Source organism: Thioalkalivibrio sp. ALE12 (assembly GCF_000381105.1).
Classification (GTDB): domain Bacteria; phylum Pseudomonadota; class Gammaproteobacteria; order Ectothiorhodospirales; family Ectothiorhodospiraceae; genus Thioalkalivibrio.
This window is the reverse complement of the sequence record NZ_KB905909.1, coordinates 112,363-130,692: the sequence shown is the minus strand read 5'-3', so window position 1 is coordinate 130,692 and position 18,330 is coordinate 112,363. Positions and strand designations below refer to the sequence as shown.

The following is an 18,330-nucleotide window of genomic DNA, read 5'->3' as shown; positions in this document are numbered from 1 at the left end:
CGGCTTTCTCGGGACCGCCACCCCCGAGAGGGTGCGGTTCATTGCACTGCGAAATCTCAGGCGGCTTCGCCGTCCCCGGAATCGCCCTCGGGGCGATCCACCAGCTCCACGTAGGCCATCGGGGCGTTGTCACCCGGACGATTGCCACACTTGAGGATACGCAGATACCCACCCGGGCGCTGCTGATAGCGCGGACCCAGCTCACTGAACAGCTTGCCCACGATCTCCTTGTCGCGCAGACGCGCAAAGGCCGTGCGACGGCCATGCACGCTGTCTTCCTTGGCCATGGTGATCAGCGGCTCGGCGACCCGGCGCAGTTCCTTCGCCTTGGGCAGCGTGGTCTTGATCAGTTCGTGCCGGAACAGGGCCACGGACAGGGCCTGAAACGTGGCCTTGCGGTGCGAGCTGTTACGGCCCAGCTGACGGCCGGAATGACGATGACGCATGAGAGGCTTCCTCTAGAAAAACGATGGGCGCAGGGCGCCGTGATTACTCGTTGTCGTCGCGCAGACCCGGCGGCGGCCAGTTCTCGAGACGCATGCCCAGCGACAGCCCGTGGGTCGCCAGCGTGTCCTTGATCTCGGTGAGCGACTTCTTGCCGAGGTTCGGCGCGCGCAGCAGCTCGACCTCGGTGCGCTGAACCAGGTCCCCGATGTAGTACAGGTTCTCCGCCTTCAGGCAGTTCGCCGAACGCACCGTGAGCTCCAGCTCGTCCACCGGACGCAGCAGGACCGGGTCGATCGCACCACCGGCGGTCCCGACCACCTCGCCGGCCTCTTCCTGGAGGTCGACGAACGGGGCCAGCTGGCCCTGCAGGATCGTCGCTGCCTGACGCACCGCGTCATCCGGCGCGATCGCACCGTTGGTCTCCAGTTCCAGCACCAGGCGGTCCATGTCGGTACGCTGCGCCAGACGCGCGCTCTCGACGCGGTAGGACACGCGGCGGATCGGGCTGAAGCTGGCATCCAGCAGCAGTCGGCCGATGCCCGTATCGTCGCCCGCCTCGGACTGGCGTCGGGCGCTCACGGGCTCATAGCCACGGCCGGCCCGCGCGGTCAGCGTCACGTCCAGGTCGACGTTCTTGGTGATGGTCGCGATCACGTGTTCAGGATTCACGACCTCCACGTCATGGTCCACCTGGATGTCACCCGCCGTCACCACGCACGGACCCTTCTTCTTCAGGGTCAGGGTGGATTCGTCACGGCTGTGCATGCGCAGCGCCACGCCCTTGAGGTTCAGCAGGATGTCAACGACGTCCTCCTGCACCCCTTCGATCGTGGTGTATTCGTGCAGCACGCCCTCGATCCGGGCCTCGACGATCGCGGCACCGGGGATGGACGACAGCAGCACACGCCGCAGGGCATTGCCCAGGGTATGCCCGAAACCGCGTTCCAGCGGCTCGAGCGCGACCTTGGCCTGATTCCGGTTCTCGGCCTCGACCTCGATCTGCTGTTTCTTGACCAGTTCGTTCGACTGCATTGTGACTCCTGGCGCCAGGCCGAAAAACGATTACTTCGAGTACAGCTCGACGACGAGCGACTCGTTGATGTCCGCGGGCAGATCCGAACGGTCCGGGATCGCCTTGAAGGTCCCTTCGAACTTGCTGGTGTCGACTTCGACCCAGCTCGGGAAACCGGTCTGCTCGGCCAGGGTCATCGCATCCTGGATGCGGACCTGCTTGCGGGCCTTCTCGCGGACCGTGACCACATCCGACGGCTGAACCTGATAGGCGGCGATGTTCACCACCTGGCCATTCACCATGATCGCGCGATGCGCCACCAGCTGCCGCGCTTCCGAGCGGGTGGCGCCGAAGCCCATGCGGTACACGACGTTGTCCAGACGACCTTCCAGCAGCTTCAGCAGGTTCTCGCCGGTCGAGCCCTTGCGCTGGGCGGCCTTCTTGTAATAGTTGCGGAACTGCTTCTCCAGCACGCCGTAGATCCGGCGCAGCTTCTGCTTCTCGCGCAGCTGCACGGCATAGTCGGACAGGCGGGTACGGCGTTCACCGTGCTGACCCGGCGGCTTGTCCAGCTTGCACTTGGTTTCCAGCGCGCGGGCGCCGCTCTTCAGGCCCAGATCCACGCCTTCGCGGCGGCTGAGCTTGCACTTCGGTCCAATGTAACGAGCCATTCTCGAACTCCAGCCTTAAACGCGGCGTTTCTTGGGCGGCCGGCAGCCGTTGTGAGGGATCGGGGTCACATCACTGATATTCGTGATCTTGAACCCGGCATTGTTCAGCGCACGTACCGCCGATTCGCGACCCGGACCCGGGCCCCGCACCATCACGTCGAGATTCTTCACGCCGTGCTCGGCCGCAGTCGTCCCGGCTCGCTCGGCCGCAATCTGCGCCGCGAACGGCGTGGATTTGCGGGAACCACGGAAACCAGAGCCACCCGAGGTGGCCCAGCTGATCGTGTTGCCCTGCCGGTCCGTGATCGTGATGATCGTGTTGTTGAACGTGGCATATACGTGAGCCACGCCCTCGGCGATATTCTTGCGGACCTTCTTCTTGGTCCGAGTCTGCGCTTGTGCCATGTACCTGAGATCCCAGTCTGATTACTTGCGAATCGGGCGACGCGGGCCCTTGCGGGTGCGTGCATTCGTCTGCGTCTGCTGACCCCGCAACGGGAGGCCGCGGCGGTGACGCACGCCCCGGTAGCAGCCCAGGTCCATGAGCCGCTTGATGTTCATGCTGACTTCCCGGCGCAGATCCCCTTCCACGGGGATCTTGTCGATCTGCGCGCGCAGGGCATCGACTTCGGCATCGGTCAGATCCCGCACCTTGATGTCCCGACGCACACCCGCGGCATCGCAGATCAGGCCGGCCCGGGTGGGGCCAATGCCATAGATCGCGGTCAGCGCGATTACCGTGTGCTTCTGGTCAGGAATATTGATTCCAGCGACGCGAGCCATCCAACCTCTCCATCTAAATCCGGCAAAGCCGGCTATAGTAGCAATGAATATCCGTTACGCCAAGCGTTAGCCCTGGCGTTGCTTGTGGCGGGCATCCGAACAGATCACCCGCACCACACCGTTACGCCGAATCACCTTGCAGTTTCGGCAGATCGGCTTTACAGATGCACGTACCTTCATGGTTTTTCTCCTGGTCTAGCGGATCCCGGTCCCGCCGAAACCCTTCAGATTCGCTTTCTTCATCAACCCTTCGTACTGGTGGGACACCAGGTGCGACTGCAGCTGCGCCATGAAATCCATCACCACGATCACGATGATCAGAAGCGACGTCCCACCGAAGTAGAACGGCACGTTCCAGTACAGGATCAGGAACTCGGGCAGCAGGCAGACCGCAGTGATATAGACCGCGCCCACCGCCGTCAGCCGTGTCATGACCCCGTCAATAAACCGTTCCGTCTGCACCCCGGGACGAATCCCCGGAATGAAGGCGCCCTGCTTCTTCAGGTTCTCCGCGGTATCCCGGGAGTTGAACACCAGCGCGGTGTAGAAGAAGCAGAAGAAAATAATTGCGGCCGCATAGAACATCACATACAGCGGCTGCCCCGGAGCGAGCGTCGTCGAGATCTCGCGCAGCCAGTCCATCCCTTCCGCCTGCCCGAACCACTGCCCCAGCGTCGAAGGAAACAGGATGATACTGGACGCGAAGATCGGCGGAATCACCCCGGCCATGTTCAACTTCAGCGGCAGGTGCGAGGACTGCCCGCCAACCATCTTCCGCCCCACCTGACGCTTCGCATAGTTGATCGTGACGCGTCGCTGACCGCGTTCGACGAACACGACGAACGCCGTCACCGCCAGCGCCAGCACGATCAGGATCACCACGAACGCCGCCGCCAGTTCGCCGGTCCGCGCCAGCTCGAGGGTGCCACCAATGGCGCCCGGCAGCCCCGCGACAATGCCGGCGAAGATGATGATCGAGATCCCGTTGCCGATGCCGCGCTCGGTAATCTGCTCGCCCAGCCACATCAGGAACAGGGTACCGGTCACCAGCGAGACGACCACCGTAAAGATAAAGATCGGCCCCGGGTTCAGCGCCATCGGCATGCCCTGAATGGTCTGTCCATTCAGAGCAATCCCGATCCCGATACTCTGAAACAGCGCCAGCGCCACGGTCCCGTAGCGCGTGTACTGCGTGATCTTGCGCCGCCCCTGCTCGCCTTCCTTCTTCAGCTGCTGCAGGGCCGGCACGGTGGCCGCGAGCAGCTGCATGATGATCGCGGCGGAGATATAGGGCATCACCCCGAGGGCAAAGATCGACAGCCGTTCCAGCGCCCCGCCCGAGAACATGTTGAACATGTCCAGGATCGTGCCGCTTTGTTGCTCGAAGAACTGCGACACCGCGACCGGGTTGATGCCCGGCACGGGGATGAACGTCCCGATGCGGTACACCACCAGGGCGCCCAGCACGAACAGCAAGCGTTGGCGTAACTCGGTAAAACCGGTGAGTCCGCCACCGGAACGTGCTGTCGCTCCACGCGCCATTATTTAGGCCTCGACGCTCCCGCCGGCCGCTTTGATCGCGGCCCGCGCACCCTTGGTCACACCCACGCCCTTCACGGCGCAGGCACGGGAGACTTCACCGGAGGCGAAGATCTTCGCGCTCTGGGCGTCGCTGCGCACGACACCGGCGGCCTTGAGGCTTTCCAGGGTCACGTCGCCGTCCACCTTGGCCAGCTCGCTCAGGCGCACTTCGGCCGCGTACTGCTGCTTGCGGGAGCGGAAGCCCACCTTCGGCAGGCGCCGCTGCAACGGCATCTGGCCGCCTTCGAAGCCGACCTTGGTGAAGCCGCCGGAGCGGGACTTCTGGCCCTTGTGGCCACGGCCGCCAGTCTTGCCCAGACCGGAACCAATGCCACGACCGACGCGCTTGCCCGGCTTGCGGGCGCCGTCGGGGCTTGCAATCTCATTCAGTCGCATCGTTAGACTTCCTCTACCTTCAGCAGGTACGACACCTTCTTGACCATGCCCAGATTTTCCGGGGTGGCCTCGACCGTCGAGGTGCTGTGGGTCTTGCGCAGCCCCAAGCCGCGGACGCACGCCTTGTGCGATGCGATGCGGCCGGCGGTGCTGCGTACCAGGGTCAGTTTCAGCTTGCTCATGGCTTAGCTCGTCACTTCGTCAACGGTCTTGCCGCGCTTGGCCGCCACGCGCTCCGGCGAGCTCACCGTGGTGAGCCCGTCGATCGTGGCCTGCACGACGTTAATCGGATTGCGCGATCCCACGCACTTGGCAAGCACGTTACGCACCCCGGCCACTTCCAGCACGGCACGCATGGCCCCGCCGGCGATGATCCCGGTACCTTCCGAGGCGGGCTGCATGTAGACGTTCGCGGCACCGTGGCGGCCATTGACCGCGTAGTGCAGGGTCCCTTCGTGCAGGGCCACGTTGCGCATCTCCATCCGCGCCTGCTGCATTGCCTTCTGGATCGCGGCCGGAACCTCGCGCGCCTTGGCATAGCCATAGCCCACGCGACCTTCTCCGTCGCCCACCACCGTCAGTGCGGCAAACCGGAACTGGCGACCGCCCTTGACCACCTTGGCCACGCGGTTCACGCCAATCAGCTTTTCCTGCAGGCCGTCTTGCGCTTCGCTTACATCGTTACGTGCCATATCTCTCTCCGCTCGATCCCGTTTGACTAGAACTGCAGGCCGTTTTCACGTGCGGCGTCGGCCAGAGCCTTCACCCGTCCGTGATAACGGAAACCCGCGCGGTCAAACGCGACCTGTTCAATACCGGCCTTGCGCGCGCGCTCGGCAATCGCCTGCCCCACACGGGCCGCCGCCTCGGCGTTCCCGGTCGAACCGCCGGCATTCTTCAGATCCTTCTCCACCGTTGACGCCGCGGCGAGTACCGCGTCGCCGGACGGGGCAATGATCTGCGCGTACATGTGGCGGGGCGTCCGGTGGATACAGAGACGATGCACCCCCAGCTCACGGATCTTGAACCGTGCGCGACGCGCCCTCTTAAGTCTGGCCTCTTTCTTGTCCACTGGTGCCTACCTACTTCTTCTTGGCTTCTTTGCGCACAATGCGCTCGTCTTTGTACTTCACGCCCTTGCCCTTGTAGGGCTCAGGCGGGCGGAAGGCGCGAATATTCGCGGCCACCTGGCCCACCTTCTGGCGATCGGTCCCCTTGACCACGACCTCGGTCGGGGTCGGCGTTTCCACCGTCACACCCTCGGGGATCTCGAAGTCGATCGGATGCGAATACCCGAGGGTCAGGTTCAGCTTCGCGCCCTGCATCTGCGCGCGGTAGCCGACACCCACCAGCTCCAGGGCCCGTTCGAACCCCTGGCTGACACCGTGGACGTGATTCCCGAGCAGAGCACGGATGGTGCCGGCGAGCGCGACGTTCTTCGCATTCTCGGCGGCCTTCACCCGCACGACGCCGTCCTCGACGGTAACCGTCACCGCCTCCGGGCAGGTGAGCTGAAGCTCGCCCTTCGGGCCCTTGATCTTGATCTCGCTGTCCGTCTGCTCCACGGACACACCGCTCGGCAGCTGGATCGGCAGATTTGCAATGCGCGACATGGCTGATTCCTCAGTAGATCTTGCAGAGGACCTCGCCACCCTGGCCAGCGGCCCGGGCTGCGCGGTCACTCATAACACCCTGCGGCGTGGAGATCACCGCGACACCAAGGCCCGCGTTGATCCGCGGCAGTTCGTCCTTGCCGCGATAGATCCGCAGACCCGGGCGGGAAATCCGTTCGACGGTCTCGATGACCGGCCGTCCCTCGAAATACTTCAGCTTCACCACCAGCTTCTTCTGTGCGGCTTCGCCCTCGACCTGCATGTCGCCCACGAAACCCTCTTCCGCGAAGACCTTCAGGATGCGCTCCTTGGCCTTGCTGTAGGGAATGGCGACCTGCTCCTTGTTCGCGCGCTGCGCATTGCGCACGCGGGTGAGCATGTCGGAAATCGGATCGGTCATCATCGCTTCAAATCTCCTTACCAGCTCGCCTTGCGCAGGCCCGGAATCTCGCCCTTCATGGCGTATTCCCGCAGCTTGTTGCGCCCCAGGCCAAACCGGCGGTAATAGCCCTTCGGCCGGCCGGTCACGCCACAGCGGTTCTTCTGACGCACGCGCGACGAATCACGCGGCAGTTTCTGCAGCGCATGCATGGCCGCCAGACGTTCCTCGGAGGACTTGGTGTCGTCCACCAGGATTGCCTTGAGTTCGGCCCGCTTGGCCGCGTACTTCTTTACCAGTCGTTCGCGCTTTTTCTCGCGCTCGACCATCGATACCTTCGCCATGTGCGCCTACCTCGTTTACTGCCGGAACGGGAATCGGAAGGCCTCCAGAAGGGCCTTGGCTTCCGCGTCCGTCTTTGCGCTGGTTGTGATGGTGATGTCCATGCCGCGCAGCTTGTCGACACGGTCGTAGTCAATCTCCGGAAAGATGATCTGTTCCTTGATGCCCAGGCTGTAGTTGCCGCGGCCGTCGAACGCCTTCGCGGAAAAACCGCGGAAGTCGCGTACCCGGGGCAGCGCCACATTGATCAGGCGATCCAGGAATTCGTACATCTGCCGGCGCCGCAGGGTCACCTTGCAGCCGATGGGATAATCATCACGGATCTTGAACCCCGCAATCGACTTGCGTGCCTTGGTGACCACCGGCTTCTGCCCGGCGATCGCGGTCATATCACCGACCGCGTGTTCGATCACCTTCTTGTCCGCGACCGCATCGCCGAGACCCATATTGAGGGTCACTTTGGTGATGCGCGGAATCTCCATCACGTTGGCATAGCCGAACTGCTCGCGCAGGGCCTGCTTCACGTTGGATTCGTATTCTTCTCTCAAGCGTTCCATAAACCGTCCGTCCCGCGTTATGCGTCCACGACCTCGCCGTTCGAGCGAAAGACCCGCACCTTGCGGCCGTCTTCCAGGGTCTTGAACGACACGCGATCACCCTTGTCGGTTGCCGGGTTGAAGAGCATCACGTTCGAGACATCGATCGGCATTTCCTTCTCGATGATCCCGCCACCGACACCCTGCTGCGGGTTCGGCTTCTGATGCTTCTTCACCATGTTGATGTTCTGGACCAGGACCTTGCCGTCCAGGACCTTGATGATGGTCCCGCGGCGACCCTTGTCCTTGCCCGCGATCACGACGACATCGTCGCCCTTGCGAATCTTGTTCATCACGTCCTCACAGCACTTCCGGGGCGAGGGAGATAATCTTCATGTACTTCTCCCCTCGCAGTTCACGCGTCACCGGCCCGAAGATACGGGTGCCGATCGGCTGGTGCTGGTTGTTCAGCAGGACCGCGGCGTTGCGGTCGAAGCGGATGATCGAACCATCCGGGCGCCGCACGCCGGAGGCGGTACGCACCACGACGGCGTCGTACACATCGCCCTTCTTGACCTTGCCACGCGGGATCGCGTCTTTGACGCTCACCTTGATGACATCGCCCACGCGGGCGTACCGGCGGTGCGAGCCGCCCAGCACCTTGATGCACTGGATGCGTCGGGCGCCGCTGTTGTCGGCGGCCTCGAGCACGGTCTGCATTTGAATCATGACTTATCTCCTGGCAGCCGATTCAGAGCGCGTCCTGCCCGACCACTTCGATCAGGGCAAAGCGCTTCTGCTTGGAAACCGGCCGGCATTCACGGATACGAACCCGATCGCCCATGCGGGAGACGTTCTCCTCGTCGTGGACGTGCAGTTTCGTGCTGCGGCGGATGAACTTGCCGTACAGCGGATGACGCACGCGACGCTCGACCAGGACCGTCCGGGTCTTGTCCATCTTGTCGCTGATCACCCGCCCCACGACGGAACGCTGAGTCTTGGAACCTTCTTCGGTCATCTTCTTAGCCTGCCCTTCTGCGTTCATTCATCAGCGTCTTGATCTGCGCGATCTCGCGCCGCACCTTGCCGACGCGATCCGGGCGCGCGAGCTGCCCGATCGCCTTCTGCATACGGAGGCCGAACTGCTCCTTGTAGAGCGCTTCCAGCTCCTGGTTCAGATCGTCATCCGACTTCTTTCTGAGTTCTTCTGCTTTCATTACATCACCTGCCGACGGGTGAAGACCGTCTTGACCGGGAGCTTGGCGGCGGCCAGGCGCATGGCCTCGCGGGCCACGTCCTCGTGAACGCCTTCCATCTCGTAGAGCACGCGGCCGGGCTGGATCTTGCAGACCCAGTACTCCACGCCACCCTTGCCCTTGCCCATACGCACTTCAAGCGGCTTCTTGGTCACCGGCACGTCCGGGAACACCCGGATCCAGATCTTCCCGCCACGCTTGATGTGACGCACCATCGCACGACGCGCGGCCTCGATCTGGCGCGCGGTAATGCGACCGCGTTCAACGGCCTGCAGGCCGTACTCGCCGAAGCTGACCTTGGCACCGGTCGAGGCCATGCCCCGGTTCCGGCCCTTGAACTGCTTGCGGAATTTGGTTCTTTTTGGCTGCAACATGGTCTATGTCCTAGCTCGCGTTGGCCGCAGCGCGCGTCCCTTCGACCGGCTCGAGACCGAAGACTTCGCCCTTGAAGATCCACACCTTCACACCGATGATCCCGTAGGTCGTACGGGCCTCGGCGAAGCCGTAGTCGATATCGGCACGCAGGGTGTGCAGCGGCACACGCCCTTCCCGGTACCACTCGGAACGCGCGATCTCGGCGCCGTTCAGACGGCCGGAGACGTGCACCTTGATCCCCTGGGCACCCAGGCGCATGGCATTGCCGACGGCGCGCTTCATCGCACGGCGGAACATGATGCGGCGCTCGAGCTGCTGGGCAATCCCTTCCGCCACCAGCTGGGCCTCGATCTCGGGCTTGCGCACTTCCTCGATATTGATCTTGACGTTGCCCTGGTCCAGGCCCGTCTCCGCCGCGACTTCACGACGCAGCTTCTCGATGTCCTCGCCCTTCTTGCCGATCACGATCCCCGGACGCGCCGTATGGATCGTGATGTGCGCGGCCTTGGCCGGACGCTCGATAGTAATGCGGCTCACCGACGCGTGCGCGAGTTTCTTCTGCAGGAATTCGCGCAGCTTGATGTCGTTGTTCAGCGTCTCGCCAAATTCACGACCGTCGGCGTACCAGGTCGCCGACCACGGGCGAGAAATGCCCAGCCGGATGCCGGTTGGATGTACTTTCTGACCCATGGTTAGTTCGCTCCCTTCTCGCTAACGCCAATCACGATGTGACTGGTGCGCTTCATGATGCGGTTGCCGCGGCCCTTGGCACGCGCCTGCATGCGCTTGAGCACGGGGCCCTCGTCGACCTGGATGCGCGAGATGCGCAGCTCGTCGATGTCGGCGCCGTCGTTGTTCTCCGCATTGGCGATCGCGGATTCCAGCACCTTTTTCACGATGGCGGCCGGCTTCTTCGGGCTGAAGGTCAGCTCGTTCAGGGCCTCTTCCACGCGCATACCACGAACCTGGTCGGCGACCAGCCGCGTTTTCTGCGGCGAGATGCGCGCGTAGCGCAGTTTTGCAATCGTCTCCATCGTTCGTCCTCAGCGCGACTTCTTGTTGGCGATGTGACCCTTGAAGGTCCGCGTCAACGCAAACTCGCCCAGCTTGTGGCCGACCATGTTTTCGTTGACCAGCACCGGAACATGCTGACGCCCGTTGTGAACCGCGAGGGTGAGACCCACCATCTGCGGGATAATCATCGAGCGACGCGACCAGGTCTTGATCGGCCGGCGATCGTTCTTCTCGCGCGCCTCTTCCACCTTCTTGCGCAGGTGGTGGTCGACGAACGGGCCTTTTTTCAGTGAACGCGGCATGCTGGCACTCCGTTACTTCTTGCGCCGACGCACGATCATGCCGTCGGTACGTTTGTTGTTGCGGGTCTTGTAACCCTTGGTCGGACGGCCCCACGGGGTCACCGGGTGACGCCCGAAGTTGCGCCCTTCACCACCACCATGCGGATGGTCGACCGGGTTCATCGCGGTGCCGCGCACGGTCGGGCGCACGCCCGTCCAGCGCTTGGCACCGGCCTTCCCGAACTTCTTCAGGCTGTGCTCCGTATGCCCGACCTCGCCCACCGTGGCGCGGCATTCGGACGGGATGCGCCGCATCTCGCCGGAGCGCAGCCGGATGGTGGCGTGGGCGCCTTCGCGGGCCACGACCTGGGCCGAGGCACCGGCGGAACGGGCGATCTGGGCGCCCTTGCCCGGCTTCATCTCGATGCAGTGAATCACCGTGCCGACCGGGATCGAGCGCAACGGCATGGCGTTACCGACACGAATCGGCGCCTGCGAGCCGCTGTGCACCGCGTCACCCTGCTTCAGGCCGCGAGGCGCGATAATGTACCGGCGTTCGCCGTCCGCGTACAGCACCAGTGCGAGATGAGCGCTACGGTTCGGGTCATATTCGAGCCGTTCAACCTTGCCCGGCACGTTGTCCTTGTTCCGCTTGAAGTCGACGATGCGATAGCGCTGCTTGTGCCCACCACCCACGTGACGGGTGGTGATGCGCCCGGAATTGTTTCGGCCGCCCGTGCGCGTCTGCTTCTCCACCAGCGCCGCATGCGGGGCGCCCTTGTGCAGACCGTCACCGCGGATCTGAACCGCGTGACGGCGTCCGGCCGACGTCGGATTGGTCTTGATAATCGCCATGACTAGACCTGTTCTCCTTCACCCATGTCGATGCTCTCGCCCTCGGCGAGCGCGACATAGGCCTTCTTCCAGTGGTTACGACGACCGAACTGGCGACCGAAGCGCTTGTTCTTGCCCTGCTGGTTCAGCGTGCGGACCTGCTGGACACGAACCTCGAACAGCTTCTCGATCGCGGCCTTGATCTCGGCCTTGTCGGCATCCGGCAGCACGCGAAACACGTACTGCCCGACTTCCCCGGCGTTGGTCGATTTCTCGGACACCACCGGACCCTGAATAATCTGCATCAGACGCGAATTCATGCCAGCCACTCCTCGAGCTTGCGGATGGCGCCTTCCGTGATCACGACCGTCTCGGCCCCGACCAGGTTGGCAGGATTGACGCCGTTGACGTCGATCACGTCCACGTGCGGCACGTTGCCGAGGGCGCGGGCGGTCATCGCGTCCTCTTCGGCCAGGACCACCAGACCCTTCTCCAGGCCCAGTTCCTTCAGCTTCGCGACGCCGTCGCGGGTCTTGCCGGATTCAACGGCAAAGCCCGCCACCACCTTCAGGCGATCCTGGCGCAGCAGCTCGGAGAGGATCGACGCCATCGCGGCGCGATACATCTTCTTGTTGAGCTTCTGCGAGAAATCCTGGGTGCGCGCCGCGAATACCTTGCCGCCCCCGGTCCACAGCGGGCTGCGGATGGTGCCGGCACGCGCACGGCCGGTGCCCTTCTGGCGGAACGGCTTGATGCCGCCGCCGCTCACCTGGGCGCGTGTCTTCTGCGCACGGGTGCCGCTGCGGGCTCCGGCGAGCTGCGCGACCACGCTCTGATGCACCAGGGATTCGTTGAATTCCCGCTCGAAGCAGACGGCGGACAGCTCGACGCTGGCCCCGGTATCGGCAGTCGTTACTTGCATTGTCTTAACCCTTCGCCTTCACGGCCGGACGAATCATCACGTCGGAACTCGGCGCGCCCGGCACGGCACCCTGAACCAGGACCAGACTGCGATCGGCGTCGACACGCACCACCTTGAGGTTCTGGATGGTCTTGCGCTCCGCGCCCATGTGGCCGGCCATCTTCTTGCCCTTGAACACGCGGCCGGGGCTCTGGTTCTGCCCAATGGAACCCGGGGCACGGTGCGCCAGCGAGTTGCCATGGGTCGCGTCCTGGGTGCGGAAGTTGTGACGCTTCACCGCACCCTGGAAGCCCTTGCCCTTGCTCTGCGCGGTCACGTCGACGATCTGACCTTCCTCGAACCGGTCAACGGTGATCGCATCACCGGCGGCCAGGCCTTCCAGATCGGCCTCGTCCACGCGGAATTCCCACAGACCACGACCCGGTTCCACCGACGCCGCAGCAAAGTGACCGGCCTCCGGCTTGCTTACCCGAGACGGCTTGCGCGAGCCCGCCGTCACCTGGACCGCGTTGTAGCCGTCGCCTTCAGTGCGCTTGATCTGGACCACGCGATTGTTGTCCACCTGCAGCACCGTGACCGGCACGGAGACGCCGTCGTCCGTAAAGACGCGCGACATGCCGAGCTTGCGACCGATGAGTCCAAGAGCCATTACAAAACCCCTTCCGTATCAGACGGCGCTATCAAGCGCCCTAAAGCCGTGGCCCGGCGAAAATTCCGCCGGGCCACGGAAAGCCCAATAGTATGGCAGAAAATTTAACGTTAGTTAAGCCTGATCTGAACATTGACGCCCGCGGCCAGATCCAGCTTCATCAGGGCATCCACGGTCTTGTCGGTCGGATCGAGGATATCCATCAGGCGCTTGTGCGTACGCAGCTCGTACTGGTCACGCGCGTCCTTGTTGACGTGCGGGGAGACCAGGACCGTGTACGCCTCGCGCTTGGTCGGCAGCGGAATCGGTCCCTTGACCCGGGCGCCGGTCCGCTTCGCGGTCTCGACAATCTCGGCCGCGGAGCGGTCGATCAGTCGATGATCAAAGGCCTTCAGACGAATTCGAATGCGCTGGTTAGCCATCTCGTTCACTCAATAATCTTGGAGACGACGCCGGCGCCGACGGTGCGGCCACCTTCGCGGATCGCAAAGCGCAGCCCGTCTTCCATCGCGATCGGGTTGATCAGGGACACCGTCATCTTGACGTTGTCGCCCGGCATCACCATCTCGGTGCCTTCCGGCAGTTCCACCGAACCCGTCACGTCGGTCGTACGGAAGTAGAACTGCGGGCGGTACCCATTGAAGAACGGCGTATGACGACCGCCCTCGTCCTTGCCCAGGATGTACACCTCGGCCTCGAAATGGGTGTGCGGGGTGATCGAACCCGGCTTGCACAGCACCTGACCACGCTGCACGTCGTCACGCTTGGTGCCACGCAGCAGGATGCCGACGTTGTCGCCCGCTTCGCCCTGGTCCAGCAGCTTGCGGAACATCTCGACACCGGTGACGGTGGTCTTCTGGGTGTCGCGAATCCCGACGATCTCGATTTCTTCGCCGACCTTCACCACGCCGCGCTCGACGCGACCGGTCACCACGGTGCCACGACCGGAGATCGAGAAGACGTCTTCCACCGGCATCAGGAACGCGCCGTCCACGGCACGCTCGGGCTCCGGAATCCAGCTGTCCATCGCCTCCACCAGCTTGTAGATCGCCGGGGCGCCCACTTCGCTCTCGTCACCTTCCAGCGCCTTCAGCGCGGAACCGGTGATCACCGGGGTGTCGTCACCCGGGAAATCGTAGGAGGACAGCAGGTCGCGAACTTCCATCTCGACCAGCTCCAGCAGCTCCGGATCGTCGACCATGTCGGCCTTGTTCAGGAACACCACGATGTACGGCACACCGACCTGACGCGCCAGCAGGATGTGCTCGCGGGTCTGCGGCATCGGGCCATCGGCCGCCGACACCACCAGGATCGCGCCGTCCATCTGCGCCGCACCCGTGATCATGTTCTTCACATAGTCCGCGTGCCCGGGGCAGTCGACGTGCGCATAGTGGCGAATGTCGCTTTCGTATTCGACGTGCGCGGTCGCAATCGTGATCCCGCGCGCCTTCTCTTCCGGCGCATTGTCGATCTGGTCAAACGCACGGGCTTCGCTCCCGTACTTCTTACCCAGCACCGCCGTCATCGCCGCCGTCAGCGTCGTTTTCCCATGGTCCACATGACCAATCGTCCCCACATTCACATGCGGCTTCTTACGCTCGAACTTTTCCTTGGACATTTCTCGCTTCCCCGGATCGTGACGCTAAAACTCAACAGCGACGCAGGTTGTACGCTGACATTAATATGGAGCTCATGACCGGATTCGAACCGGTGACCTCTTCCTTACCAAGGAAGTGCTCTACCGACTGAGCTACATGAGCCGGATAACTCTATTGCTCTGGCTGCCAGGGCCTCGGCCGGGCCGCCCGCAAGGACGCACCACAACAGGCCAAACGTGGAGCGGGTGATGGGAATCGAACCCACATCATCAGCTTGGAAGGCTGAGGTTCTACCATTGAACTACACCCGCAGAACCCTGGCTTGCCTGACCACCGCCCACTATGGCCGCTGGCTTCAAAAACTCGATGGTGGAGGGAGGAGGATTCGAACCTCCGAAGGCTGAGCCAGCAGATTTACAGTCTGCCCCCGTTGACCGCTTGGGTATCCCTCCTCGATCAAGCCGCGTATTCTGAACCAGCGCGAAGCGCAGCGTCAAGCGCCTCGAGCATTCGCTTCCGGCCGCGGCGCAACAGCCTTGTCTTCTGCGGGGTTGATTCCTATGATCGGGGGCACAGCGGGGGGCGCCAGTGGTCCGCCAGGGCGTTTCCCTTCCGCCGCGGACGCACGTATTGTGTGGCCCATCACTGGTTTGTATACGCAGAGGCCCATGGCGAACACCACTACGGCACCGCGGCTCCCCGGGCTGGCCAAACGCCTGGTCGAGGCCGGCCTGATCGCGGAGGACATCGCCTCCCAGCTGGTCGAGGAGGCCCAGTCCCAGCAGACCCCCCTGATGACCCTGCTGGCCAGCAAGGGCCAGGTGGCGGAGGCCCGGCTCGCGGAGGCCGCCGCCGAGGAATTCGGGCTGCCGGTATTCGACCTCGCGACCTTCGAGCCGGAACTGCTGCCCAAGGATCATCTGAACGAGAAGCTGATCCAGAAGCATCACGCCCTCCCGCTGATGGTGCGCGGCAACCGGCTCTACATCGCCGTCTCCGACCCGACCAATCTTGGCGCCACCGACGAGTTCAAGTTCGCCACGGGCATGCCGGTGGAGGCCGTGCTGGTCGAGTCGCACAAGCTCGACCGCTTGATCGACAGCGCCCTGAGCGCCGCCTCGTCGCTGATGGACGACCTGGGGGACGACGGCCTCGACAGCCTGGCGATCGAATCGGGCGACGACGACAAGGACAGCTCGGACACCGCCGAAGGGGCGGACGATGCCCCGGTAGTGCGCTTCGTCAACAAGCTGTTGATGGACGCCATCAACCGCAAGGCCTCCGACATCCATCTCGAGCCCTTCGAGAAGGACTTCCGCGTGCGCTTTCGCATCGACGGCGTGCTGCACGAAGTGGCCCACCCGCCGAACTCCCTGGCACCACGGATCACCGCGCGGGTCAAGGTGATGTCGCGCATGGACATTGCCGAACGCCGCGTGCCGCAGGATGGACGGATCAAGCTGAAGCTGTCGCGGACGCGGGCGATCGACTTTCGTGTCAGCACCCTGCCGACGCTGTACGGCGAGAAGATCGTGATGCGTATCCTCGACCCCAGCAGCGCGTCGATGGGGATCGACCAGCTGGGCTACGAGGAACATCAGAAGGAAGCCTATCTGCAGGCGCTCAGCCGGCCCTACGGGATGATCCTGGTGACCGGCCCCACCGGGTCGGGCAAGACCGTATCCCTCTATACCGGCCTCGGCATCCTGAACACCGCGGACCGCAACATCTCCACCGCCGAAGACCCGTCGGAAATCAACATGCCCGGGGTCAACCAGGTCAACGTGAACCCGAAGGTCGGCCTGACCTTCGCCAGCGCCCTGCGCGCCTTCCTGCGCCAGGATCCGGACGTGATCATGGTCGGGGAGATCCGTGACCTCGAGACCGCGGAGATCGCGATCAAGGCCGCGCAGACCGGCCACTTGGTGCTCTCCACCCTGCATACCAACGACGCGCCACAGACGCTGACTCGCCTCGCCAACATGGGCGTGCCACCGTACAACATCGCGTCGTCGATCCTGCTGATCATCGCCCAGCGCCTCGCGCGGCGCCTGTGTCCGAACTGCAAGGAACCGGAACAGCTGCCGGAAGAGGTCCTGCGCAAAGAGGGCTTCACCGACGCCGATATCCAGGCCGGGGTGACTGCCTATCGCGCGGTGGGATGTGACCAGTGCACGAACGGCTACAAGGGCCGCCTCGGGATCTACCAGGTCATGCCCATCAGCGAGGAGATGCAGCGCGGCATCCTGGAGGGCTACAACTCCATGCAGCTGGCGGAACAGGCAGAAAAGGAAGGCATCGAGGACCTGCGCCGCGCCGGTCTGATGAAGGTAATGGCGGGGCTGACCAGCCTCGAGGAAGTCAATCGCGTGACCAAGGACTAGTGCCGCAAGGGGCACGGGTCACCAGCTACAGGGGGACAGGGGGATGGCCGACTCCGGGACGATCTACACCTGGGAAGGACTGAACAAGAACGGCGACCGGGTCAAGGGCGAGACCCCGGCCGACAACGAGGCCACCGCGCGCGCCGAACTGCGCAAGAACGGCATTAACGTCGTCAAGATCCGCAAGAAGCCGAAGTCGCTGTTCTCCGGCGGCAACAAGAAGATCGTGCCGGCCGACATCGCCTACTTCCTGCGGCAGATGACCACGATGCTGCAGTCCGGTGTACCGCTGGTGCAGGCGTTCGAGATCGTCGGCCGCGGGAACGAGAAACCCGCGATGCGCGACCTCGTTCTGAAACTGAAGGCGGACGTGGAAGGCGGCGAGACCTTTGCCAAGGCCCTGTCCAAGCACCCGCGTCACTTCGACGACCTGGTCACCAACCTCGTCGAGGCGGGCGAGCAGGCGGGGACGCTCGAGACCCTGCTGGATAAGATCGCCACCTACAAGGAAAAGACCGAGGCCCTGAAGGCCAAGATCAAGAAGGCCCTGTTCTACCCCGCCGCGGTCGTCGTGGTGGCCATCGTGGTCACCGCGATCCTGCTGATCTACGTGGTCCCGCAGTTCGAGGCCCTGTTCCAGGGCTTCGGTGCCGACCTGCCGGTGTTCACACGGATGGTGGTGGACCTCTCGGAGTTCACCCAGAGCTGGTGGTGGGCGATCCTCGGGGTCATGGTGGCGATCGGCTTCGTCTTCGTGCAGGCCAAGCGGCGCTCGCCACGTTTCGCCCGCTTCCTCGACATCATCATCCTCAAGGCCCCGGCCTTCGGGCCGATCCTGCGCAAGGCCGCGATCGCGCGCTTCGCCCGCACGCTGTCGACCATGTTCTCCGCAGGGGTCCCGCTGGTGGATGCCCTGACCTCGGTCTCCGGGGCCACCGGCAACGCGGTCTACCGCGAGGCGACCCTGCGCATGCGCGACGAGACCGAGGCAGGCGGGCAGTTGCAATGGTCGATGCGCAATACCGGCGTGTTCCCCAACATGGTGGTGCAGATGGTCGCGATCGGCGAGGAATCCGGCTCACTGGACTCCATGCTGGCCAAGGTCGCGGACTTCTACGAGGACGAGGTCGACAACGCCGTCGACAGCCTGTCCAGCCTGCTGGAACCGCTGATCATGGTGGTTCTGGGCGTGCTGGTCGGCGGTCTGGTCATCGCCATGTACCTGCCCATCTTCCAGATGGGTCAGGTGATCTAGGG

The 18,330-nt window shown here is 63.7% G+C and carries 31 protein-coding genes and 3 tRNA genes; 2 read left to right on the top strand and 32 right to left on the bottom strand.

The window, feature by feature from the left end:
- Positions 1–56: 56 nt before the first annotated feature.
- The 32 genes from rplQ to F614_RS0109295 all read right to left on the bottom strand — a co-directional run bounded on the left by rplQ (position 57) and on the right by F614_RS0109295 (position 15,141).
- Positions 57–446: a 50S ribosomal protein L17 gene (gene rplQ, locus F614_RS0109445; protein ID WP_018865687.1), complete on the bottom strand. Its 390-nt coding sequence runs from the start codon at positions 444–446 to the stop codon at positions 57–59.
- Positions 447–489: 43 nt separating this feature from the next.
- Positions 490–1,479 (bottom strand): DNA-directed RNA polymerase subunit alpha, encoded by a 990-nt coding sequence (gene rpoA, locus F614_RS0109440; protein ID WP_018865686.1) that lies wholly within the window; start codon positions 1,477–1,479, stop codon positions 490–492.
- A gap of 30 nt (positions 1,480–1,509) precedes the next feature.
- On the bottom strand, positions 1,510–2,130 hold the full coding sequence (rpsD, locus tag F614_RS0109435) for a 30S ribosomal protein S4 (protein ID WP_018865685.1): 621 nt from the start codon (positions 2,128–2,130) through the stop codon (positions 1,510–1,512).
- Between the two features lie 15 nt (positions 2,131–2,145).
- On the bottom strand, positions 2,146–2,535 hold the full coding sequence (rpsK, locus tag F614_RS0109430) for a 30S ribosomal protein S11 (RefSeq protein ID WP_017941093.1): 390 nt from the start codon (positions 2,533–2,535) through the stop codon (positions 2,146–2,148).
- A 21-nt stretch (positions 2,536–2,556) separates the two neighbouring features.
- Entirely contained in the window at positions 2,557–2,913 is a 357-nt protein-coding gene (gene rpsM, locus F614_RS0109425) for a 30S ribosomal protein S13 (protein WP_017941092.1), read from the bottom strand.
- Positions 2,914–2,979: 66 nt separating this feature from the next.
- Complete coding sequence (rpmJ, locus tag F614_RS14530) at positions 2,980–3,093, bottom strand: 50S ribosomal protein L36 (RefSeq protein WP_018881305.1); 114 nt, start codon at positions 3,091–3,093, stop codon at positions 2,980–2,982.
- A gap of 15 nt (positions 3,094–3,108) precedes the next feature.
- Positions 3,109–4,455, bottom strand: coding sequence for a preprotein translocase subunit SecY (gene secY / locus F614_RS0109420; protein WP_018146441.1), 1,347 nt, complete (start codon positions 4,453–4,455; stop codon positions 3,109–3,111).
- A gap of 3 nt (positions 4,456–4,458) precedes the next feature.
- On the bottom strand, positions 4,459–4,890 hold the full coding sequence (gene rplO / locus F614_RS0109415; protein ID WP_019558761.1) for a 50S ribosomal protein L15: 432 nt from the start codon (positions 4,888–4,890) through the stop codon (positions 4,459–4,461).
- Positions 4,891–4,892: 2 nt separating this feature from the next.
- Complete coding sequence (rpmD, locus tag F614_RS0109410) at positions 4,893–5,072, bottom strand: 50S ribosomal protein L30 (RefSeq protein ID WP_017941089.1); 180 nt, start codon at positions 5,070–5,072, stop codon at positions 4,893–4,895.
- Between the two features lie 3 nt (positions 5,073–5,075).
- Positions 5,076–5,582: a 30S ribosomal protein S5 gene (gene rpsE, locus F614_RS0109405; RefSeq protein ID WP_018865682.1), complete on the bottom strand. Its 507-nt coding sequence runs from the start codon at positions 5,580–5,582 to the stop codon at positions 5,076–5,078.
- A gap of 26 nt (positions 5,583–5,608) precedes the next feature.
- Positions 5,609–5,962, bottom strand: coding sequence for a 50S ribosomal protein L18 (rplR, locus tag F614_RS0109400; protein ID WP_017941087.1), 354 nt, complete (start codon positions 5,960–5,962; stop codon positions 5,609–5,611).
- A gap of 10 nt (positions 5,963–5,972) precedes the next feature.
- Positions 5,973–6,503, bottom strand: coding sequence for a 50S ribosomal protein L6 (rplF, locus tag F614_RS0109395; protein WP_018865681.1), 531 nt, complete (start codon positions 6,501–6,503; stop codon positions 5,973–5,975).
- Positions 6,504–6,513: 10 nt separating this feature from the next.
- Positions 6,514–6,906 (bottom strand): 30S ribosomal protein S8, encoded by a 393-nt coding sequence (gene rpsH, locus F614_RS0109390; RefSeq protein ID WP_017941085.1) that lies wholly within the window; start codon positions 6,904–6,906, stop codon positions 6,514–6,516.
- A 14-nt stretch (positions 6,907–6,920) separates the two neighbouring features.
- A complete protein-coding gene (rpsN, locus tag F614_RS0109385) occupies positions 6,921–7,226 on the bottom strand; it encodes a 30S ribosomal protein S14 (RefSeq protein ID WP_018865680.1) in 306 nt (101 codons plus the stop codon).
- A 15-nt stretch (positions 7,227–7,241) separates the two neighbouring features.
- A complete protein-coding gene (gene rplE / locus F614_RS0109380) occupies positions 7,242–7,781 on the bottom strand; it encodes a 50S ribosomal protein L5 (RefSeq protein ID WP_018865679.1) in 540 nt (179 codons plus the stop codon).
- A 17-nt stretch (positions 7,782–7,798) separates the two neighbouring features.
- The gene (rplX, locus tag F614_RS0109375; protein ID WP_018865678.1) at positions 7,799–8,113 is read right to left on the bottom strand and encodes a 50S ribosomal protein L24; all 315 of its coding nucleotides are present in this window, start codon (positions 8,111–8,113) and stop codon (positions 7,799–7,801) included.
- A 7-nt stretch (positions 8,114–8,120) separates the two neighbouring features.
- Positions 8,121–8,489 carry a 50S ribosomal protein L14 gene (rplN, locus tag F614_RS0109370; protein ID WP_017941081.1) on the bottom strand — a complete coding sequence of 123 codons (369 nt, stop codon included), beginning with the start codon at positions 8,487–8,489 and terminating at the stop codon, positions 8,121–8,123.
- 22 nt (positions 8,490–8,511) lie between these two features.
- Positions 8,512–8,778, bottom strand: a complete 267-nt coding sequence (gene rpsQ / locus F614_RS0109365; protein ID WP_018865677.1) for a 30S ribosomal protein S17 — start codon at positions 8,776–8,778, stop codon at positions 8,512–8,514.
- Between the two features lie 4 nt (positions 8,779–8,782).
- Complete coding sequence (gene rpmC / locus F614_RS0109360) at positions 8,783–8,977, bottom strand: 50S ribosomal protein L29 (RefSeq protein ID WP_018865676.1); 195 nt, start codon at positions 8,975–8,977, stop codon at positions 8,783–8,785.
- Positions 8,977–9,390, bottom strand: coding sequence for a 50S ribosomal protein L16 (rplP, locus tag F614_RS0109355; RefSeq protein ID WP_017941078.1), 414 nt, complete (start codon positions 9,388–9,390; stop codon positions 8,977–8,979). Before rplP ends, rpmC begins: the two co-directional genes overlap by 1 nt.
- A 10-nt stretch (positions 9,391–9,400) precedes the next feature.
- Positions 9,401–10,081: a 30S ribosomal protein S3 gene (gene rpsC / locus F614_RS0109350; RefSeq protein ID WP_018865675.1), complete on the bottom strand. Its 681-nt coding sequence runs from the start codon at positions 10,079–10,081 to the stop codon at positions 9,401–9,403.
- A gap of 2 nt (positions 10,082–10,083) precedes the next feature.
- The gene (gene rplV, locus F614_RS0109345) at positions 10,084–10,425 is read right to left on the bottom strand and encodes a 50S ribosomal protein L22 (protein ID WP_018865674.1); all 342 of its coding nucleotides are present in this window, start codon (positions 10,423–10,425) and stop codon (positions 10,084–10,086) included.
- A gap of 9 nt (positions 10,426–10,434) precedes the next feature.
- Entirely contained in the window at positions 10,435–10,707 is a 273-nt protein-coding gene (gene rpsS, locus F614_RS0109340; RefSeq protein WP_018139876.1) for a 30S ribosomal protein S19, read from the bottom strand.
- A 12-nt stretch (positions 10,708–10,719) separates the two neighbouring features.
- The gene (gene rplB / locus F614_RS0109335; RefSeq protein WP_018865673.1) at positions 10,720–11,541 is read right to left on the bottom strand and encodes a 50S ribosomal protein L2; all 822 of its coding nucleotides are present in this window, start codon (positions 11,539–11,541) and stop codon (positions 10,720–10,722) included.
- Positions 11,542–11,543: 2 nt separating this feature from the next.
- The gene (gene rplW, locus F614_RS0109330) at positions 11,544–11,840 is read right to left on the bottom strand and encodes a 50S ribosomal protein L23 (RefSeq protein WP_017941073.1); all 297 of its coding nucleotides are present in this window, start codon (positions 11,838–11,840) and stop codon (positions 11,544–11,546) included.
- Complete coding sequence (gene rplD, locus F614_RS0109325) at positions 11,837–12,442, bottom strand: 50S ribosomal protein L4 (protein WP_018865672.1); 606 nt, start codon at positions 12,440–12,442, stop codon at positions 11,837–11,839. Before rplD ends, rplW begins: the two co-directional genes overlap by 4 nt.
- A 4-nt stretch (positions 12,443–12,446) precedes the next feature.
- Complete coding sequence (gene rplC / locus F614_RS0109320; protein ID WP_018878096.1) at positions 12,447–13,091, bottom strand: 50S ribosomal protein L3; 645 nt, start codon at positions 13,089–13,091, stop codon at positions 12,447–12,449.
- A 110-nt stretch (positions 13,092–13,201) separates the two neighbouring features.
- A complete protein-coding gene (gene rpsJ, locus F614_RS0109315) occupies positions 13,202–13,513 on the bottom strand; it encodes a 30S ribosomal protein S10 (RefSeq protein WP_018865670.1) in 312 nt (103 codons plus the stop codon).
- 5 nt (positions 13,514–13,518) lie between these two features.
- Positions 13,519–14,709, bottom strand: coding sequence for an elongation factor Tu (gene tuf, locus F614_RS0109310; RefSeq protein ID WP_018865669.1), 1,191 nt, complete (start codon positions 14,707–14,709; stop codon positions 13,519–13,521).
- 66 nt (positions 14,710–14,775) lie between these two features.
- Positions 14,776–14,851: transfer RNA gene (locus F614_RS0109305), tRNA-Thr, on the bottom strand.
- A 75-nt stretch (positions 14,852–14,926) separates the two neighbouring features.
- Positions 14,927–15,000 (bottom strand) — tRNA-Gly (locus tag F614_RS0109300).
- A gap of 56 nt (positions 15,001–15,056) precedes the next feature.
- Positions 15,057–15,141 (bottom strand) — tRNA-Tyr (locus F614_RS0109295).
- A 216-nt stretch (positions 15,142–15,357) separates the two neighbouring features.
- Here F614_RS0109295 and pilB point away from each other — a divergent pair.
- On the top strand, positions 15,358–17,073 hold the full coding sequence (pilB, locus tag F614_RS0109290; RefSeq protein WP_018865668.1) for a type IV-A pilus assembly ATPase PilB: 1,716 nt from the start codon (positions 15,358–15,360) through the stop codon (positions 17,071–17,073).
- Between the two features lie 43 nt (positions 17,074–17,116).
- Positions 17,117–18,328, top strand: a complete 1,212-nt coding sequence (locus tag F614_RS0109285; protein ID WP_018865667.1) for a type II secretion system F family protein — start codon at positions 17,117–17,119, stop codon at positions 18,326–18,328.
- Positions 18,329–18,330: the final 2 nt, after the last annotated feature.

What these genes read in the sequence shown, in the direction of transcription:
- rplQ (WP_018865687.1), bottom strand. Translation starts at nt 446, where the DNA reads ATGCGTCATCGTCATTCCGGCCGTCAGCTGGGCCGTAACAGCTCGCAC.
- rpoA (WP_018865686.1), bottom strand. Translation starts at nt 1,479, where the DNA reads ATGCAGTCGAACGAACTGGTCAAGAAACAGCAGATCGAGGTCGAGGCC.
- rpsD (WP_018865685.1), bottom strand. Translation starts at nt 2,130, where the DNA reads ATGGCTCGTTACATTGGACCGAAGTGCAAGCTCAGCCGCCGCGAAGGC.
- rpsK (WP_017941093.1), bottom strand. Translation starts at nt 2,535, where the DNA reads ATGGCACAAGCGCAGACTCGGACCAAGAAGAAGGTCCGCAAGAATATC.
- rpsM (WP_017941092.1), bottom strand. Translation starts at nt 2,913, where the DNA reads ATGGCTCGCGTCGCTGGAATCAATATTCCTGACCAGAAGCACACGGTA.
- rpmJ (WP_018881305.1), bottom strand. Translation starts at nt 3,093, where the DNA reads ATGAAGGTACGTGCATCTGTAAAGCCGATCTGCCGAAACTGCAAGGTG.
- secY (WP_018146441.1), bottom strand. Translation starts at nt 4,455, where the DNA reads ATGGCGCGTGGAGCGACAGCACGTTCCGGTGGCGGACTCACCGGTTTT.
- rplO (WP_019558761.1), bottom strand. Translation starts at nt 4,890, where the DNA reads ATGCGACTGAATGAGATTGCAAGCCCCGACGGCGCCCGCAAGCCGGGC.
- rpmD (WP_017941089.1), bottom strand. Translation starts at nt 5,072, where the DNA reads ATGAGCAAGCTGAAACTGACCCTGGTACGCAGCACCGCCGGCCGCATC.
- rpsE (WP_018865682.1), bottom strand. Translation starts at nt 5,582, where the DNA reads ATGGCACGTAACGATGTAAGCGAAGCGCAAGACGGCCTGCAGGAAAAG.
- rplF (WP_018865681.1), bottom strand. Translation starts at nt 6,503, where the DNA reads ATGTCGCGCATTGCAAATCTGCCGATCCAGCTGCCGAGCGGTGTGTCC.
- rpsH (WP_017941085.1), bottom strand. Translation starts at nt 6,906, where the DNA reads ATGATGACCGATCCGATTTCCGACATGCTCACCCGCGTGCGCAATGCG.
- rpsN (WP_018865680.1), bottom strand. Translation starts at nt 7,226, where the DNA reads ATGGCGAAGGTATCGATGGTCGAGCGCGAGAAAAAGCGCGAACGACTG.
- rplE (WP_018865679.1), bottom strand. Translation starts at nt 7,781, where the DNA reads ATGGAACGCTTGAGAGAAGAATACGAATCCAACGTGAAGCAGGCCCTG.
- rplX (WP_018865678.1), bottom strand. Translation starts at nt 8,113, where the DNA reads ATGAACAAGATTCGCAAGGGCGACGATGTCGTCGTGATCGCGGGCAAG.
- rplN (WP_017941081.1), bottom strand. Translation starts at nt 8,489, where the DNA reads ATGATTCAAATGCAGACCGTGCTCGAGGCCGCCGACAACAGCGGCGCC.
- rpsQ (WP_018865677.1), bottom strand. Translation starts at nt 8,778, where the DNA reads ATGACCGAAGAAGGTTCCAAGACTCAGCGTTCCGTCGTGGGGCGGGTG.
- rpmC (WP_018865676.1), bottom strand. Translation starts at nt 8,977, where the DNA reads ATGAAAGCAGAAGAACTCAGAAAGAAGTCGGATGACGATCTGAACCAG.
- rplP (WP_017941078.1), bottom strand. Translation starts at nt 9,390, where the DNA reads ATGTTGCAGCCAAAAAGAACCAAATTCCGCAAGCAGTTCAAGGGCCGG.
- rpsC (WP_018865675.1), bottom strand. Translation starts at nt 10,081, where the DNA reads ATGGGTCAGAAAGTACATCCAACCGGCATCCGGCTGGGCATTTCTCGC.
- rplV (WP_018865674.1), bottom strand. Translation starts at nt 10,425, where the DNA reads ATGGAGACGATTGCAAAACTGCGCTACGCGCGCATCTCGCCGCAGAAA.
- rpsS (WP_018139876.1), bottom strand. Translation starts at nt 10,707, where the DNA reads ATGCCGCGTTCACTGAAAAAAGGCCCGTTCGTCGACCACCACCTGCGC.
- rplB (WP_018865673.1), bottom strand. Translation starts at nt 11,541, where the DNA reads ATGGCGATTATCAAGACCAATCCGACGTCGGCCGGACGCCGTCACGCG.
- rplW (WP_017941073.1), bottom strand. Translation starts at nt 11,840, where the DNA reads ATGAATTCGCGTCTGATGCAGATTATTCAGGGTCCGGTGGTGTCCGAG.
- rplD (WP_018865672.1), bottom strand. Translation starts at nt 12,442, where the DNA reads ATGCAAGTAACGACTGCCGATACCGGGGCCAGCGTCGAGCTGTCCGCC.
- rplC (WP_018878096.1), bottom strand. Translation starts at nt 13,091, where the DNA reads ATGGCTCTTGGACTCATCGGTCGCAAGCTCGGCATGTCGCGCGTCTTT.
- rpsJ (WP_018865670.1), bottom strand. Translation starts at nt 13,513, where the DNA reads ATGGCTAACCAGCGCATTCGAATTCGTCTGAAGGCCTTTGATCATCGA.
- tuf (WP_018865669.1), bottom strand. Translation starts at nt 14,709, where the DNA reads ATGTCCAAGGAAAAGTTCGAGCGTAAGAAGCCGCATGTGAATGTGGGG.
- pilB (WP_018865668.1), top strand. Translation starts at nt 15,358, where the DNA reads ATGGCGAACACCACTACGGCACCGCGGCTCCCCGGGCTGGCCAAACGC.
- F614_RS0109285 (WP_018865667.1), top strand. Translation starts at nt 17,117, where the DNA reads ATGGCCGACTCCGGGACGATCTACACCTGGGAAGGACTGAACAAGAAC.